General features: G+C 40.9%; 17 protein-coding genes. 4 read left to right on the top strand and 13 right to left on the bottom strand.

The features are described from left to right. Positions 1-9 precede the first annotated feature (9 nt). Positions 10-1,437, bottom strand: coding sequence for a sodium/glutamate symporter (locus tag ABVF21_RS09235; protein ID WP_303530078.1), 1,428 nt, complete (start codon positions 1,435-1,437; stop codon positions 10-12). Between the two features lie 366 nt (positions 1,438-1,803). Here ABVF21_RS09235 and ABVF21_RS09240 point away from each other — a divergent pair, with 366 nt between their 5' ends. Further along, on the top strand, positions 1,804-2,562 hold the full coding sequence (locus ABVF21_RS09240) for a Cof-type HAD-IIB family hydrolase (RefSeq protein ID WP_371018191.1): 759 nt from the start codon (positions 1,804-1,806) through the stop codon (positions 2,560-2,562). An 87-nt stretch (positions 2,563-2,649) separates the two neighbouring features. On the opposite strand, the gene ABVF21_RS09245 is transcribed toward ABVF21_RS09240, so the two are convergent. Further along, entirely contained in the window at positions 2,650-3,177 is a 528-nt protein-coding gene (locus ABVF21_RS09245; protein ID WP_371018086.1) for a FixH family protein, read from the bottom strand. Positions 3,178-3,447: 270 nt separating this feature from the next. Between ABVF21_RS09245 and ABVF21_RS09250 the strand changes: the two genes are divergently transcribed. Beyond that, a complete protein-coding gene (locus ABVF21_RS09250; protein WP_303530082.1) occupies positions 3,448-3,861 on the top strand; it encodes an excalibur calcium-binding domain-containing protein in 414 nt (137 codons plus the stop codon). A 64-nt stretch (positions 3,862-3,925) separates the two neighbouring features. Next, positions 3,926-4,573 (top strand): class D sortase, encoded by a 648-nt coding sequence (locus ABVF21_RS09255; RefSeq protein ID WP_371018087.1) that lies wholly within the window; start codon positions 3,926-3,928, stop codon positions 4,571-4,573. A gap of 191 nt (positions 4,574-4,764) precedes the next feature. Here ABVF21_RS09255 and ABVF21_RS09260 read toward each other — a convergent pair whose 3' ends face one another. Then, a complete protein-coding gene (locus ABVF21_RS09260) occupies positions 4,765-5,709 on the bottom strand; it encodes a ribose-phosphate diphosphokinase (protein WP_303530086.1) in 945 nt (314 codons plus the stop codon). Positions 5,710-5,941: 232 nt separating this feature from the next. Next, positions 5,942-6,439 carry a DUF1648 domain-containing protein gene (locus tag ABVF21_RS09265; RefSeq protein ID WP_303530088.1) on the bottom strand — a complete coding sequence of 166 codons (498 nt, stop codon included), beginning with the start codon at positions 6,437-6,439 and terminating at the stop codon, positions 5,942-5,944. A gap of 140 nt (positions 6,440-6,579) precedes the next feature. Between ABVF21_RS09265 and ABVF21_RS09270 the strand changes: the two genes are divergently transcribed. Next, complete coding sequence (locus ABVF21_RS09270) at positions 6,580-7,431, top strand: STAS domain-containing protein (RefSeq protein WP_303530089.1); 852 nt, start codon at positions 6,580-6,582, stop codon at positions 7,429-7,431. A gap of 49 nt (positions 7,432-7,480) precedes the next feature. Here ABVF21_RS09270 and ABVF21_RS09275 read toward each other — a convergent pair whose 3' ends face one another. The 9 genes from ABVF21_RS09275 to ABVF21_RS09315 form a co-directional block, all read right to left on the bottom strand. Continuing rightward, the gene (locus tag ABVF21_RS09275; RefSeq protein ID WP_303530090.1) at positions 7,481-8,446 is read right to left on the bottom strand and encodes an aldo/keto reductase; all 966 of its coding nucleotides are present in this window, start codon (positions 8,444-8,446) and stop codon (positions 7,481-7,483) included. 74 nt (positions 8,447-8,520) lie between these two features. Next, positions 8,521-8,937: a GNAT family N-acetyltransferase gene (locus ABVF21_RS09280; protein ID WP_371018192.1), complete on the bottom strand. Its 417-nt coding sequence runs from the start codon at positions 8,935-8,937 to the stop codon at positions 8,521-8,523. Between the two features lie 89 nt (positions 8,938-9,026). Beyond that, positions 9,027-9,800 carry an IclR family transcriptional regulator gene (locus ABVF21_RS09285; RefSeq protein ID WP_371018088.1) on the bottom strand — a complete coding sequence of 258 codons (774 nt, stop codon included), beginning with the start codon at positions 9,798-9,800 and terminating at the stop codon, positions 9,027-9,029. 129 nt (positions 9,801-9,929) lie between these two features. After that, positions 9,930-11,048: a saccharopine dehydrogenase NADP-binding domain-containing protein gene (locus ABVF21_RS09290; protein WP_371018089.1), complete on the bottom strand. Its 1,119-nt coding sequence runs from the start codon at positions 11,046-11,048 to the stop codon at positions 9,930-9,932. 172 nt (positions 11,049-11,220) lie between these two features. Further along, on the bottom strand, positions 11,221-12,033 hold the full coding sequence (locus tag ABVF21_RS09295) for an ABC transporter ATP-binding protein (RefSeq protein ID WP_303530478.1): 813 nt from the start codon (positions 12,031-12,033) through the stop codon (positions 11,221-11,223). Positions 12,034-12,045: 12 nt separating this feature from the next. Beyond that, on the bottom strand, positions 12,046-13,047 hold the full coding sequence (locus ABVF21_RS09300) for an NAD(P)/FAD-dependent oxidoreductase (RefSeq protein ID WP_303530096.1): 1,002 nt from the start codon (positions 13,045-13,047) through the stop codon (positions 12,046-12,048). Between the two features lie 12 nt (positions 13,048-13,059). Continuing rightward, entirely contained in the window at positions 13,060-14,034 is a 975-nt protein-coding gene (locus tag ABVF21_RS09305; RefSeq protein WP_303530480.1) for a FecCD family ABC transporter permease, read from the bottom strand. Between the two features lie 59 nt (positions 14,035-14,093). Beyond that, positions 14,094-15,146: a FecCD family ABC transporter permease gene (locus ABVF21_RS09310; RefSeq protein WP_371018090.1), complete on the bottom strand. Its 1,053-nt coding sequence runs from the start codon at positions 15,144-15,146 to the stop codon at positions 14,094-14,096. A 60-nt stretch (positions 15,147-15,206) separates the two neighbouring features. After that, positions 15,207-16,169: an iron-hydroxamate ABC transporter substrate-binding protein gene (locus ABVF21_RS09315; protein WP_303530100.1), complete on the bottom strand. Its 963-nt coding sequence runs from the start codon at positions 16,167-16,169 to the stop codon at positions 15,207-15,209. Positions 16,170-16,355: the final 186 nt, after the last annotated feature.

Below are 16,355 nucleotides of genomic sequence, written 5' to 3' on the forward strand. Positions count from 1 at the left end.
ACAGCGCTATTATTTATTCTTAATATGCTTTCCTTTACCGAAGTAGAAAATACCTGAAACGATTCCTAAGATCACCATAATGATCGAGAAAATCAGGCCGGCTACCGCACCAAATTGAACGATAAATGGTACAGATAGCGCCGTTACTAGTCCACCGCCAAGGAACGGTTCATAAACGAGCTGCTTGTAACCAAATGCTTCAAATGCTGGTGATTCATTCTCAGGATCAACGATGCGCATCAGTAGCAATCCTGTTGCTGTAACACCCATTGATTGACCAAAATCACCGATGCCTCGTTCAAACCAGTAGTCTGGAATGATTTTTGGAGCAAGTGTAAGGAAACCAAATAAGTTCCAGGAAATACCTGCTATAGCCAAAATTAAGAATGGCACGAGATACTCACCGATGACATCAAGGGAAACCGTTGCGATGGCTGTGATGATTAACACATCAAGCGCAAGTCCTTGTATACGATTAATCATACGACGATCAACAAGATTGTATTTATCTTTCTTGCTGAAGAAGACTTGAAGAATAATACCACCGAACATCGCGATCGGGAATAGCGGTATATACTTCATGAAGCTTGAGCCTGTCCAGTTTGTAATCGTAATACTCTCTAGACCAATTAATCCCTGAAGAATTAACCAACCGATCAGAATCGCAAGCATTACAATCGATAAGTGAAACGATAGAGGTTCAATTGATTCAGGACGAGTCGTCATTTTACCCGCTGGCTCACGATTTTGATATTCCATAATGCCCTGCTTACGAAGATCAGAGAAGCCATTCACGTCTTTGATTACTTTTGTTTTACCTCTACGAACGGCCCAGTTAATCAGTATAATACCGAAGATAACACCTGAAAGCACACCTACTGTCGCTAGACCAATAGCGAGGTCAAAGGCCTCCTCAAATCCGAGCTCTTCAAATGTACTTGCCATACCTGCAGCAGTACCGTGGCCCCCTTCGAACGCTACTTCAATCAGCGCACCAGCCATAGCCGGTATATCAAAAAATGGGGTTAAGATGAGAAGGGCGACAAGTAAACCGATCACATATTGCCCCCAGCCAATAGCCCAGCCGAATGCTAGCTGTGGACCACCGAATGTCCAAATATCGCGGAGCTTTGGCATCGTGGCTCCAAGAAATAGTGATGCAAAGACAACATTAATCATTAAACCTGGTAATGCTGACCATACTTCTATAATGGTTCCCGTCATAATTCCATTTGCGAGAAAATGATCTTCAGAAACGAAGTTCAGCATAATTTTCCCTAGCACCTGTGGCCCGAGAAGCAATGCAACAAATCCACCGATAATGGAGGAAGGTAGGAATAAGTTCTGTAAGACCTTTACTTTCAAACGAATGATCTTCCCTATTAGAAGAAAAACACCGATATACAACAACGCGAATCCAATTTGTTCAGGATTCATTTCTTTCACCTCTTTGGTTTTTATGATTCCTCAGCTAATGAGGCAGCTGCTTCACCAAATTGGTGATACGAACAGTCCACTTTTTCAGTTCCTCGAAAAAGAAACGATAAAACTTGTTTTTTGAAATTTTTCTTTAGTTTTTTTCCTGAAATACGTTGAAAAAATTTAAAATTTTTCATCTATTTTCCGATTAGCGAAAGAAAATATTATTACGCCCTCTCCTGAAGTAAATAGGTAAAGTTCTAATACCTCGCCTTTCTAACCTCATAGTCCCAATCATGTTATAATCATTTAATGAATAATTAGGTCTTAGGCTTCATGACTACAGTTCGACACAAAAGTGTATTAAAATAGAGTTAGCGAAAAATAGGAGTGGTAGAGATGGAAAAAGAAATCAAACTAATTGCATTAGATATGGATGGCACTCTTGTCAATCATGACGGAGACGTGTCAGAAGAAAATGAAGCGGCTGTTCAGCGCGCGAAAGAGAAAGGCATTCACGTCGTGTTGAGCACAGGACGCTCACTGCCTTTCTGCCGTGATATCGCAGAACAACTTGGACACTCCGCTTACTTAGTTACAGTAAACGGCGGACAGATTTTTGATAAAGAACTAAACCTAGTTGATAGCTCTCACCTGGATTATGAACTTGTTGAACGTTTGTGGGAACTAAAAGTGAAGCATGATGTGTATTTCTGGTCATCTACAACAGAAGGTGTATTTAATACACAAAAGCCGTTTGACCGAGAAATCAATGACTACACATGGTTGAAATTTGGCTTTGATATTAAAGACGATGATATTCGCAAAATCATTACAGATGAAGTAACAGCGAATGAGGCGTTTGAAGTGACGAATTCAAGCCCAACAAACCTTGAAATCAATCCATCTGGCGTTAATAAAGCTGCAGCACTCATGAAAGTTTGCGACTGGCTTGACCTTTCAATGGAGAATGTCATGGCCGTTGGCGATAGCATGAATGACATTGCGATGATCCGCGAAGCTGGCTTTGGTGTCGCAATGGGTAACGCGCAAGACCGCGTCAAAGAAGCCGCAAACTGGGTCACAAAAGATTACACCGAGCACGGCGTTGCTTACGCAATTGATCAAGTATTGAAGGGGTAGTGGTGCCTGTCACCGCCCGAATAAACTCAATAAATGTCGAAAAAAGGCGCAGTGGATTTACTCCACTGCGCCTTTTCCTTTTCACGCTTATTTCTCCGTGACTTCAAGCACATAAGGTTTATGTGTATGAAGCTCTTCCCCCTTCTCAACATGAACTTTCAGCTTGTACGTTCCCAGATCGGAGATTTCTGATCGCCCCTTATACATGCCTTCACCGTTCTCTTCCGTTTCTGTGTAGGTATGCTTTTCCTCTCCTTCTTTCCAGTATTCAAAACGTACATTGGCTTCTGTAAGGAGCTCTTCCTCTTCAGTAATTGTTGTCATCAGAACACCTGGATTTATCTCATTGTTCTTAAGAGAGATGCTAACGTGTGCACCATGACCTTCGTGCTCATCTGTCTTCTCTTCAGAGATCATAACCTTAAGGGAAGACTCATCCATTTGTTCTTCCTCTGAAGACTCAGCCTCCTCATTCTTCGACATACTACCAGTCTCTTCACTGTTCATACTAGAACTGATGGCATCATTCCCTCCACTAGACTCATCCCCCGTTCCTGAACATGCACCTAGCGCTAATAAACAGGTAAGCCCCATAGTAAGTGATAGTCTCTTCACTCGACCCATCTCCTTTTCCGCCTAACTTCCCTGCCTAGAGAAGTTTCTCTTTATACAAAGCTAACGGAAGTAATATCAGCATAGATCACTTAATCACTGGAAGAATTAAAATTCCCAGGTATCCCCTTCTATACTGAAACTCGTTTTCTAACCATAGTAAAATATTCTCTTTATTCTATTTATTCTGACATATTACATGACCAATCTACTGGAAGCTGTTACCATATAATAAGGGATGGCAAAAAAATACTTAATCCGGGGAGGAAGAAGATGAAAAAACTCGTTTCTTTGTTAGCAACTTTCTTATTGGTATTTGGATTTACGAACGTTGGGTATGCGGCTGATGATAAGAATTGCGATGATTTCTCTTCTCAAGAAGAAGCGCAAAATTATTATGAAAGCAACGATCCTGATGCGGACCCAAGCGGCCTTGACCGTGACAATGATGGTGAAGCTTGTGAAACTCATTCCTATAGCGGCTCTACTTCATCTGATGAAGAAGCTACATCAGGCGGCGAATCTTCCGATGAAGAGATGACAAGCGAAGAAAGCTCAGAAGCAGCTGACAGCGAAGGTGCTGAAATGGCCGATACAGCTACAAGCTATCCTGTTTATATGTTGCTTGGACTTGCCATCGCCGCATTCGGCTCTCTTCTACTTTTAAAAAGACGCGTCCACTCTTAATGCACATACCATCCCAGCGAGATAGGCGAACGCCTATCTCGATTTCTAAAGAAGGTGATTACTGTTGGTAAAGAAGCTCAGTATGTTACTCATTTTAATCGGCATAATCATAACCGGATGGAGCGGATATGAATGGTGGAGTCAGAAGAGTGTCGCAACCTTTCAACCTGAAAAAGCCCAGGCTATTTCAAGGAATTGGGAGGAAACTGATTATCAAAAGACAGTTAATCGAGAAGTGATTCAGACAAGTGATGCTACTCCATCAAGTGAAGCATTTCATGCGAAAACAGGGGAAAAAATCGGTGAATTAACGATCCCTCAATTAGGATATCTCTACCCGATCTATTGGGGAACCGATGAACAAACGTTGAAACAGGGAGTTGGTATGTATGACACAGAGTTCACAACTTTACCAAGTCAAGCAGGCCACACTGCACTTGCAGGACACCGCGATACCGTTTTTGACGATCTTGATCAACTAAAAAAAGGTGATCGTCTTTACCTCACATTAGACGATACAACATATGAATATCAAATCCGCAAAACGTGGATTACAGACGAGCATGATCGTAGCGTTATTGTGGATAAGAATTCCCCCACTCTCACACTCACCACGTGCTATCCATTTGATTATCTCGGTTCCGCACCAGATCGTTATATCATTCAAGCAAGTTTAATAAAAGTCGATGACGGGAGTGACTCGCAATCCTGAGTTACCCCTAATTCGAAATGCCGCAACCAAAAAGCTATGTTAGCGTATTTTGTTGATCCCTCGATTTTGACTCGTTGAATGAATTTTTTGTTTCACTCACCTTTCAGCTCTCTGATGACCAAAATCAACAACATTCATTAACATATCCAAAAAAAAAAAAGAGAACTGAGTCAACAGTTCCCTTCATCATGTTAGCGTATTTGACTAATCGAAAGCTTTTCTTGAACGATTCGAATCGCTTCAGCAAGTAGTGGCGCAATCGATAGAACTTTAATTTTCTCAAGATCTTCTGAATCCGGAAGTGAGATGGTATTCGTTACAACCACTTCTTTAATGTTCGATTCAGCAATTTCTTCCGTTGCGTGACCAGAAAGAACAGCGTGGGTAAATGTCGCGTAGACGTCCTTCACACCGTTTTCTTCAAGGATACGTGAAGTAAACGTAACGTTTCTTCCAGTATCAATCATATCATCAATAATAATCGCTGTTTTTCCTTGAACATCTCCAATAACATTCACAGTGGATGGTTCTCCCGTGTCATAAGAACGACGATCAATCAAAGCGATTGGCGCATCTAGCATGGACCCTAATTTACGTGCACGAAGCGCACTGCTATTGTCTGGTGCCACAACAACAACATTTTCTAAATTCTTGTTCTCAAAATATTCAGCAAGGATTGGAATACCAGAAACTTGGTCAACTGGAATATTGAAAAATCCTTCAATTTGGTTGGCATGCAAATCAATGGTTAACACGCGCGTTGCGCCTGAACGTTCTAGCATGTTCGCAATCAATTTTGCAGTGATCGGCTGTCTAGGTCCTGTCTTTCGATCCTGTCTTGCATATCCATAATACGGTAGCACAACATTAATGGTTTTGGCTGATGCTCGTTTTAATGCATCAATCATAATCAAGAGCTCCATCAAATAATCGTTTCCTGAGCCTGCGATGGATTGTACAAGGTATGTATCGCAACCACGGATGCTTTCCTCAACGTTCATGTGGATTTCACCGTCACTAAAGCGTTTGACGGAACAATTTCCAACTTTAACCCCAAGTGTCTCTACAATTTCTTGAGCCAACTCCGGATTTGAGTTCAAAGCGAACACTTTCACATCTTCTTCATGGCGTAGCATAGCGTAGCTCCTTTATCTTTCGTTTATCCCACGAATGGTCCATTCACAATACAACTGTGTATGAAACATTTACATATGTATTTAGTTTAAACTTCTCCTCCACTATACCATACACGGAAGCTCAATTTCTGCAGACTTTTTTTGGAATTCTGATGAAAAATCATCAAATTGTTCACGATTTTTTCCTGTATGCGCTTTACTGTTCATCATTCGAAGTATTTCCTTTTATTCTCTATCTCCACTTAATAGAATGCACAATATAGAGAATAATCGCACCAAAAATCATCGTAAGAAAGAGAGGCATCACCCATCCAGACAGACCTTCCTCGATCCCCTTTGCCAATTGTACACTTTCTACCGTCACATACGAAAAGAATAGCGCAATCGTATTTTTCAAAAAGCGCATGAGCACAACTGCACTTCTGTATTGTAGAGCTGCATTGCCATCTGTTATTTTCACAATGTAATTGTACTTATGAGGAAAGCGCTCAAGGACCGTGAGACCTCCCCAGAGAAAAGCTCCCATCATTGGCAACAAAATAATAGTACCCTTTGGTCCCCAATTATCCGCTATACCAGAAGCATTAAAATGGATTGGAACTTGATTCGGTATGCTACCCCATTCGAGCGAAATATAGACAATACTTAGAAGAAGAAAGGTAATGGCTGCAACATCAAACCCCTTCTGAACGGATGACTTTTCAATTTTTATTCGAGGTCGCTCTTTCATATACACTCTCTCCCATCGTTACTAGTCATACGTTTTGATTACTGAAAAGTTCCAACAATTTGATCCTCTCCCCACCTCTATTATAGAATGTAAGGGACACTCGACGACTCAGATAATCGTTATAAGGAGAGTAGCTTTCCATGCAGAATGAATACAATTTAGACTCTACAGAGTTTTATTCACTTAAAACCGCATCCAAACGATTATTTAGATTGATAAGTGACCGTTTAAACGTAAATACCGCTTATGTAACAAAACGCGGTAACAATGCAATGACCGTTGTAAGCTCTTACAATGAAAAGGAAGAAATCATTCCTGAAGGATACGCTGTGGAGTATAGTGGTACATACTGTCGGTTGATTATTAATAATGAAAAAAGCGTCATGCATACAGCTAACTTAGCACATGATGAAATCACGAGACAGCTAGAAGTAACTTCACAACTAAAGGTAAAAGGATTTCTCGGTGTTTCACTAACAGATACGAACGGAAAGATTTTTGGAACGCTTTGTGTGATGGATAAAGAAGAGAAGGAATTTAATGAAGAGGATATTACTTATTTAAAATCAATGGCTGAAATTCTTTCGTACATGATCGAGCTTGATCAAACGAAGTATAATATGGATTTCTTAAGCGTACCTATTGTTCCTATCACAAAAGGAATCTCTATATTAACCTTGCAGGGCGTGATTGATGAGAGAAGAGCGGAGAACATTATTAAACAAGTTCTTCAATATGGGGCAAGTAACCAAATTGATTATTTTATCGTTGATTTATCAGGCTTAAAAATTGTAGATGGGTATTTCCCAACAATTCTTGGCGATCTCTTTCAATCCATACAACTGATGGGAATTGAAACAATCATTACAGGAGTTACACCTTCGATCGCCCAACAAGAAGTAGCGAATGAACAGCTTCCTCGTTTTAAAACCGTCCAAAACCTTGAATCCGCTCTAGATTATATCGGATTTGAATTAGTCGAAAAAATATAGTCGACTAAAAGCCGCACCCCACTTTGAGTGCGGCTTTTACATGTTCCTTTTACATCTTCGCAACTTTTCTTGACTCTTCATCAATTTTCTTCATCTCATCTTGTGTAAGCTTAAATCCTAGCACTTTCACATTATCTTCTGCATGCTTTAATTTCGAAGCACCTGGGATCGCTACAACCGTGTCCCCATGAAAATGAACGAGCCAGTTTAACGCCACCTGGCCTGCTCCAATTCCATAAGCATTCCCAATCTCTTTTAACACATTAATAAGTGGCAGCGTTCTAGCTAATCCCTGTGGTTTAAACTGGGACATATGCTTTCTCGGTCCTGAAAGGTTTGCTGCTAAGTCGGGATGATCATGGAACTTTCCAGTTAAAATTCCCTGTTCGAGTGGAGAATAGGCAATGATTGTTACTCCGTGCTGCTTCGCAAGATCGAGTACACCGTTCGTTTCAATTCTTCTATCGAGTAAGCTATACTTCATTTGGTTAGAAGCAAGGCTCCGCCCGTGACGGTTCAACTCTTGAATTGCACGATCCATTTTATTGCGATTAAAGTTACTTACACCAACAGCGCCAATATGGCCCTCTTTAACGAGCGAAGCCATTTGTTTCATCTCCTTTTCTGGCGAAGAAAAAGAAAACGGTTGATGCACTTGATGAAGATCAATACGACGACCTTTTAATGCATCTTTCCGTTTTTGAATCGTTCCTGTAATCGATCCTGCTGTACGCAAGAGTGGCCACCACTTTGTCGCAATTAGCGCTTCTTCTTCTTTTATTCCAAGACGATTTAATGCTCCAGCAAGGGCTTCTTCCGACTTTCCCTTTCCATAAGCTTCCGCTGTGTCGAACCAGTTAATCCCGCCATCTAAGCTCGTTTTCACAATCGCGTCCATATCGGCTTCTGAAATCGTAGAGAAATAGCTTCCAATTAAGCCGCTCCCTTGACTAAATTGCCACGTTCCGAGGCCGATCGGAGAAATCTCATAGTTTGTTTTCCCTAGTCTTCTCACGTCTTTGCCACATCCTTCATTTGTCTTATAACCAAGTATAGCATTCAGTGAAACAAACCTACTAAGATCTGACTTTATGACTTCAATACCTTTTTAAACACATAGCTTACCTGATCATACGCCATCTTTTCTTGATAAAAGCGATGAGCCTTCTTTTTAGCAATGCCTGAGGAAAGAGCCACTGCACCATATCCACTTTCAATTGCCCACTCTTCAACAAAAGATAGCAGCTTTTCACCATGCCCTTTCGAACGGTGTTGTTCACTAGTGACAAGATCACATACCCAAACAAATCGTCCGTAGTAAAGTGTAATCATTGGCTTAAATCCAGTCACCGCAACGATTTCATCCCCTTCGTAAAGAGCAAAAAGTCGGTACATATCCTTTATTCGAGCTTCTTCTACTAAACTAAGAAAAGTTTCTTCATCTAAATGCGACCTAAGCTCTTTCATAATTTCATATGTCTCCAGTAACTGTTCTCTTGTTTTCATTTCATAGATCAAACCGAGTCCCCCAAACAAATGCATATATTTTTTGAACTAATTATTCTATAGGATGACATATTCTAATAATAAAACAGTTAAGACCGATTCACTTTTTCAGTTATCTTTGCTCCAGTTTGTTTCATAAGATCTTCTATTTCTAATCTATTCTCCACAAGATGAGGAGTCTTCGCTCCAACAATTGATAGGGATGCAATCACCCTCCCTCCTTGATTGAAAATAGGAACAGCCATACTAATCGCTCCATCAATTGGATCGTCAATACTAACGGAAATCCCCCGTTCTTTTACAATCTTCAGTTCCTCTAAATAAGCTTCCTTATTAACAATTGAATTCGAGGCATATGACTTGAGTGGACTTTTTTCTATATTGTGGAGAATGGCCCTCTCCTCCATATGGGATAAGAAGATTTTTCCGAAATTTCCGTAGGTAAGTGGTAAAGTTTGACCTGCCTTAGAGAAAACCCTAAGTTCTTTCGTACCTTCTACCGTTTCAATAATGAGAATTTCCCCTTCGTTTAATATAGCTAATTGGACAGTATCTCCTAAACGGTCTCGTAATTCCTTCATATAGGTCAATGCTAGATTTCTTAATTCATTTTGACTTTTTAAATTAATGCTAAGTTCAAGAATTTTATAACCTAGTGAATATTTTTTAGTAATCGAATCTTGTTTCACAAAACCTCGATTCTCAAGTGTTTGTAAAGTTCTGTGTAGCGTACTTTTCGTAAGATTTAAATACTCTCCAAGTTCACGAATACTTCTCTCTTTGTTATTACTTAATAACAATAGCAAGTCGATCGCATTATCTACTGCAGCTATGCGCGAAAATGATTTGTTTGAATCAGACACCATTAACTTCCTCCTCATCAACATTAACTCTTCTTTCAATAGCATACCATTTACTAATAGCTATAAAATACTAATAAAAACCACATAAAAAAAACTGACTCGGTCTAAGTCAGTTTTAACATCGCAAATTTAACTTACTTTGTACTTTGAAGAGAAGTCTTTATATTTACTCATTAGTTCTTTCGCAAGAGCCAAGCTCTCTTCTGGTTTGAAGGATTTATGATCAAAACCTAGCATCTCTTTTAATATTTTATGAGTGTATTTAGAGTAAACAACAGTTCCATCTTCTTTCACCTGATCAATGCCATCTAGTTTTGCAGAGGTTTCGTTTATATAGATAGCTTCATCTAAGGTAATTTCTTTAGGAAGCGCTAGTTCTGCCCCACTCTTACTAAGCACGATTGGATATCCTCCAGGCAATCCTTTTGGTGAAGGAGAATGTGTGAAAATACCTGACGGACTCAATAACGCATACATGTTTTTAATAGTAGAACTTGCAGATACAGTTGTAAATTCCGTGCCAGAAGGGTACAACTTTATTGCATCCCATAATAGTTGATCTGTATCAAACTGACTAGTTACGTCATTATCTTGAACCATTATTTTGATAAAGTGTGGCGCTTTCTGATATCCAGATTCTCTAGGATAAACCCACCATTGATGATGTGCCACAAGGTAAACCTTCACAATATCAGTTGGTACTTGTAATTCATTCGACACCACTAGTTTTACAGCAGGTTCAATTAATTCAACATTCCCAATACCGATTGTTGGGGCGAGTCCAACCTTAGCTAGAACCGGGTTTACTAGATCAGATAGAGCCGTGTTAATAACATGGGGCTGAAGTCCAGATGCTTTAACAGCTAGCATTAAATGATACGCAAGAGCTAATTGGCACGGTAACCATGCTCCTAAACTTGCTTCACTTAACTTTTTGTATACTTCATTAGGTAGTTTTCTTATCGTATGCCAGGTTTGTAAAACAGCGCAATTAATGATCACATCAGGGTTTTCTTTTTTAATTAGAGAAGCTGTAGTCTCCACATCAAGCAAATCTAGTTTTTTAAAGGTAACTTTGGGATATAGTCTGAAAATGGAAGCACCACTGAGTGCATTATGGACCTTTTTCATTCCTACTTCCTCATTTATATCACATACAACTAATTCAGGACACTTCGCGTCTCTCACTAGAAACTCCAAGATATGGCTACCCACTTCACCAGAACCCATAAGAAGTACTTTACTCATTCATTAAAACCTCCTAATTTAGGGACACTGTCCCGTTTCGTTATATTTTATCGGTTTTGTCTGAAAATTTCAATCTTTTTTCTAAATAAGTGGCATTTTCTCACACCAATTATCAGATAATATACAAAAAAAAGCTTGGAAACATATTAATATGTTTCCAAGCTTTTTTGGCTCATCCATTCACAGCAGCATAGCTTAGTTCGTTACATAATCCATAAGGCAAACAAAGCGGCTGGCCAGAACGAGGATCGTAAATGATATCACTTCGAACACCAAACACATCTTCTAATACATCAGATTTCATCACTTCAAGCGGAGTGCCCGTTTTCTTCACTTTCCCTTTTTTGATCGCCACCATATGACCAGCGTAGCGGCTGGCATGATTTAGATCATGAACGACCATGACAATCGTCCGGTTTTCTTGAATATTTAACTTTTGAAGAAGCTCAAGCACTTCAAGTTGATGGGCCATATCGAGAAAAGTGGTTGGCTCATCTAAAAAAAGAATTTTCGTATCCTGAGCGAGCGCCATCGCAATCCAGGCGCGCTGGCGCTGGCCACCAGAAAGCTGGTCAATCGGACGGTTGGCAAACTCTCCGATTCCCGTCATTTCAATCGCCCAGGCAATTTTTTCTTTATCTTCTAACGTAAGAGCTTTTAGTCCTTTCTGATGTGGAAAGCGCCCGTATGTGACAAGTTCTAGAACTGTTAGCCCTTCTGGAGCCGTGGGGTTTTGAGGAAGGATCGCTAACTCCTTCGCAAGGTCCCGCGTTTTCTGCTCATGAATAGCACGTCCATCAAGGTAAACCGTTCCACTTTTTGGCTTCATTAATCGAGATAGTGTTTTGAGAATGGTCGACTTTCCTGATCCATTCGCTCCAACAAGAGCCGTAATCTCTCCTTCAGGTATGGATAAATTCAACTGATCTACAATGATGTTTTCCTGATAACCGATCTTAAGATCCTCTGTTTGAATCACCACAATCACTCCTTTCGCTTATACTTCTACAAAATCCTTATGATGTGTAGAATACATGGCCATGGCTTCTGCCTCAGGATCAAGAAAGGCTTTTGCACTATTTAATGCTTTAGGTCCTTCCGCAAGACCACCTGCTATGAGCGTTAAACGATGGGGGTATGTGACGATATCTCCTACTGCGAAAACACCTGGTATACTCGTTTCCATTTTTGCATCCGTAACGACTTTTCCATCATTCATCGTCATTCCCCAGTTTTGGATGCCGCCTAAGTCGAGATTAAATCCATGATTAACAAGGAGGGCATCGATTTCAACTACTTCTTTTTCACCTGTGTCGACATGAGTAAGAACAACTTTATCAATACGCTCCTTACCAATCACGTCAGATACATAGCACGAACATTTGATGTGCGTTTCCGAGTTGTTCATCTCTGTGATACTACTTTCGTGGCCAGTAAAAGCCTCTCTGCGATGAACAATCGTTACCTTATCTGCAATTGGTTCAAGCCGATTCGCCCAATCGATCGCCGAATCGCCTCCTCCAGAAATCAGAACGTGCTTACCTCTGAAGCTTTCCACACGATCCACTGCGTAATAAAGATTCTTCCCTTCAAAATGCTCCGCGCCATCAACTGGAAGTTTTTTCACCCCAAGTGTCCCATGTCCAATAGCTAAAATAACGGTCCGAGTGTAATGCTTTTCTCCATTATGACTCGTTAAGATATAGGTTCCGTCCTCTTCTCGCTCAAGATCGTCTACTCTTTCCCCAAACACCATAGTTGGATCAAATGTGCTCGCCTGTTCTTCAAGCTGCTTAATCAAATCCGCTCCGGAGACGCCAGGAATTGCCCCAATATCTCGTAGAATTTTCTCTGGATAGAAGTAAGTCACTTTCCCACCAACTTGCGGAAGATATTCAATGACTTTCGTCTTAAGCTCGCGCATACCGCTATAAAAAGCTGTAAATAAGCCAATAGGGCCTCCGCCAATGATCGTCACGTCATATATTTCATTCTTCACATCGTTCGCCTCCTAAGCTTTTGCTCTAGCAAGTAAATATAAAAAGTATGGAGCTCCGATAATCGCAACCATAATACCGGCATGAATTTCAGATGGTGCGAGAATCGTTCGACCAATCGTATCAGCTACTAAAAGAACAAGTCCACCAGCAAGAGCTGACAACGGCAACAGGAATCGGTGATCATTTCCGACTAACTGTCGAGCAAGATGTGGGCCAACCAGACCAACGAAACCAATTCCGCCACTAACTGATACGCAAGCAGATGCAAGGGCAACAGAAGCACCTAGGAGCAAGAAACGCTCTTTCTCTACTTTCACACCCATTCCGGTCGCAAGCTTCTCACCAAAAGTTAATCCATCTAGCGTCCTCGCTTTATAGAATATGAACGTAAATAAAACGATAATCCATGGCAGTAACGTCAGAACATGGACCCACGTCGTTCCCCAAATCTTACCGGCAAGCCAAATGGCAATGAATTGGTAATCGAACGGATCCATCCGGAGCGTTAAGATAGTTATAAGAGCACCAATACCGGCGGCGATGGCAATTCCATTTAGAATTAGGCGCTGAGGCATCAACCCTTCTCTTTTACTATAAGAAAGGGCATAGATGATGATCGCCGTGGCACATCCACCTATTAATGCAAGAAACGGCATGAGTAGAATGGGCGCGTCCGTTGTTTTTGGAAAGAAAGATATAAAAATGACGACCATTAAGGCTGCTCCGCTATTGATCCCAAGGATCCCCGGATCTGCAAGGGCGTTTCGAGAGATGCCTTGGAGAATACATCCTGAAATGGCAAGACCAGCACCGACGAGAACAGCAATCACTATTCTAGGTAAGCGAAATTCGAATAAGATCAACGATTGTTGCTCTGTTCCATAACCAAAGAGCGTCTTCCATACTTCAATTGGACTTAATTTCGTTAACCCTGTATTAAGGCTGATTAAAAAGGTGACAACAATCAATAAGAGAAAAATCGCCATAATAATATACCGACGGCGATTCCGTCTCCGCTGGACGTCAAATAAAGAATCTAGATCCACTATAACTCCCTCCCTTCACGTCTCGCTACAAAGAGGAAGAAAGGAACACCGATAAGCGCAAATATCGCTCCGATTGGCGTTTCATATGGCGCATTAACCATTCTTGCCCCCATATCGGCAACAATCATCAAAAGTCCTCCAAGAACTGCTGAGCATGGGACAATCCAGCGGTAATCAACACCAACCAGAAACCTCGCTATATGTGGGATTACTAGGCCTACGAACCCTATTGGACCAACAGCTGACACGGCAGCACCTGCCAACACTAGTACAACAACTGCCGCTAGAGCTTTTATTAATTTTGTACGCTGACCAAGACCTACGGCAACATCTTCTCCAAGACTAAGTAACGAAATCGATTTGGAAAGAAATAGCGCTACAATGAGGGCTACAATGATCCACGGCAATAGAATCTGAATTTGTGGCCACTTCAAACCAGCTGTTCCTCCGGCAAACCAGAAGGCAAGGTCCTGGGATAGCTGAAAATGAATAGCGACTCCTTCACTCACTGCAGTAAAGAGAGCACTCACAGCAGCCCCAGCAAGCACTAACCGAACAGGCGAGAGACCATTTCTTGATAAGGAACCGATACCAAACACTAATCCAGCCCCAATACCAGCACCTATAAAGGAAAACAGCATCAAATTGTTATAAGATAGACCTGGGAAAAAAGCAAAGCTAAGCGCAATCATTAATGTTGCTCCTGCATTTAAACCAAGTAACCCTGAGTCAGCAAGAGGATTTCGCGTCACCCCTTGCATAATAGCACCAGCAACAGCAAAACTTGCTCCAATTAATATGTCAGCAACTGAACGCGGCATTCGAAATTCACGAATGATCGAATGTTCTGTTGAGGTTGGATCAAATTGAAAAATCGCCTGCCAGACTGTCATTAACTTTATATCTGCTGCTCCAAGCGCGATTGATAGTCCAAGGCTCAGAATGAGGGCCGCACTACCAGCAACTAAAATAAGCATAGCCGTAACAGGTCGCGATTGAACAGCTAGCTGATTTTCTATTTTATCTGCAGTCGGCTCAACTTTCTTTGACATGTGATAACTCCTTGCTTTATGTAGTAAAGAACCCCGGTGCCAGGCACCAGGATTTCTTCATTATTCATTGTTTTCTTTAAATGTTTCCACTATTTGATCTAGCTGACCTTCTACTGCAATTGGATCATAGTAGTACATTTCTTCAAAGTTCATTTCATAGAGGTGACCATTCTTCACAGCATCGAGGTTCTGCCAGAGGGCACTTTCCTTCGTTTCCTTTAGTACATCTTGATTATCCTCAGCGGCATACTCGGTGTAAAACATGTGATCAGCTGCATATTCAGGCAATACTTCTAGCGAAATCTGTTTCCAGTTGTCTCCTTCAATCACTTCTTTTTGGATCTTCTCAGGTGCTTTTAACTCAAGAGCATCGTAGATGACCTGACCACCACGACCAAAGTTATCACCAAAGACATAGAAATCTTTCGTTTGTACTTCATATATGCCAACCGTCTCGTCTTCCCCAATAACACCGTCTAGTTCTTCACGCGCTGCGGCTGCCTTTTCATCAAACTGTTCAATCCACTCTTTCGCTGCATCTTCTTTACCAGCAATTTCACCCATAGCCGTCACTTCTTCATCTAGTGAATCATAAGCTCCGAATGGAACTAGGACAGTTGGGGCAATTTTAGAAAGAAGATCGTATTGTTCTTGATCCGTCACAACGATCAAATCCGGATCAAGTGACGTTACTTTCTCCACAGATGGCGGCGTACCAATATCTTCAATATCCGCAATTTGTTCTTCAGTAAAATAAGGATTATCTAGCACAAATTGATCCGGAGCTCCTACTGGAGTGATCCCTAATGATAAGAAATAACCAACGTAATCGGTTGCAACAATTCGTTCAGGATTAGCTGGAATATCAAATTCTTGCCCGTCAGGCAAAGTAAATGTTTTCATCTCATTGGTTTTCTCACCTTCACTTGATTCGCTTTTCTCATTCTCGTTACCACACGCTGCTAACATCAGAACGAGCGCAAGCATCAAGATAAAAGTAACCCTCTTTTTTGTAGCTTTCATTATATGTACCTCTCCCCTTTTGGTGATATTGAGATTCATTATCATTTAGAATGATAACACTTCTCATTACAGGTGTCTAGTTATAAACGAACAATTTTTCGGCTTCAAAATAGCTACACACAAGGTTTTGTATGCGTTTTCTATTTCTTTATGAATTTTTTGTGAGAAAAAAAGTGGTTTATCACT

It is taken from the genome of Pseudalkalibacillus sp. JSM 102089 (assembly GCF_041366475.1).
In the GTDB taxonomy this organism is placed as follows: domain Bacteria; phylum Bacillota; class Bacilli; order Bacillales; family Guptibacillaceae; genus Guptibacillus; species Guptibacillus hwajinpoensis_B.

Coding starts and splice junctions, on each gene's coding strand:
- ABVF21_RS09265 (WP_303530088.1), bottom strand. CDS start 6,439: ATGAAAGAGCGACCTCGAATAAAAATTGAAAAGTCATCCGTTCAGAAG.
- ABVF21_RS09305 (WP_303530480.1), bottom strand. CDS start 14,034: ATGGCGATTTTTCTCTTATTGATTGTTGTCACCTTTTTAATCAGCCTT.
- ABVF21_RS09310 (WP_371018090.1), bottom strand. CDS start 15,146: ATGTCAAAGAAAGTTGAGCCGACTGCAGATAAAATAGAAAATCAGCTA.
- ABVF21_RS09260 (WP_303530086.1), bottom strand. CDS start 5,709: ATGCTACGCCATGAAGAAGATGTGAAAGTGTTCGCTTTGAACTCAAAT.
- ABVF21_RS09270 (WP_303530089.1), top strand. CDS start 6,580: ATGCAGAATGAATACAATTTAGACTCTACAGAGTTTTATTCACTTAAA.
- ABVF21_RS09315 (WP_303530100.1), bottom strand. CDS start 16,169: ATGAAAGCTACAAAAAAGAGGGTTACTTTTATCTTGATGCTTGCGCTC.
- ABVF21_RS09290 (WP_371018089.1), bottom strand. CDS start 11,048: ATGAGTAAAGTACTTCTTATGGGTTCTGGTGAAGTGGGTAGCCATATC.
- ABVF21_RS09250 (WP_303530082.1), top strand. CDS start 3,448: ATGAAAAAACTCGTTTCTTTGTTAGCAACTTTCTTATTGGTATTTGGA.
- ABVF21_RS09235 (WP_303530078.1), bottom strand. CDS start 1,437: ATGAATCCTGAACAAATTGGATTCGCGTTGTTGTATATCGGTGTTTTT.
- ABVF21_RS09280 (WP_371018192.1), bottom strand. CDS start 8,937: ATGAAAACAAGAGAACAGTTACTGGAGACATATGAAATTATGAAAGAG.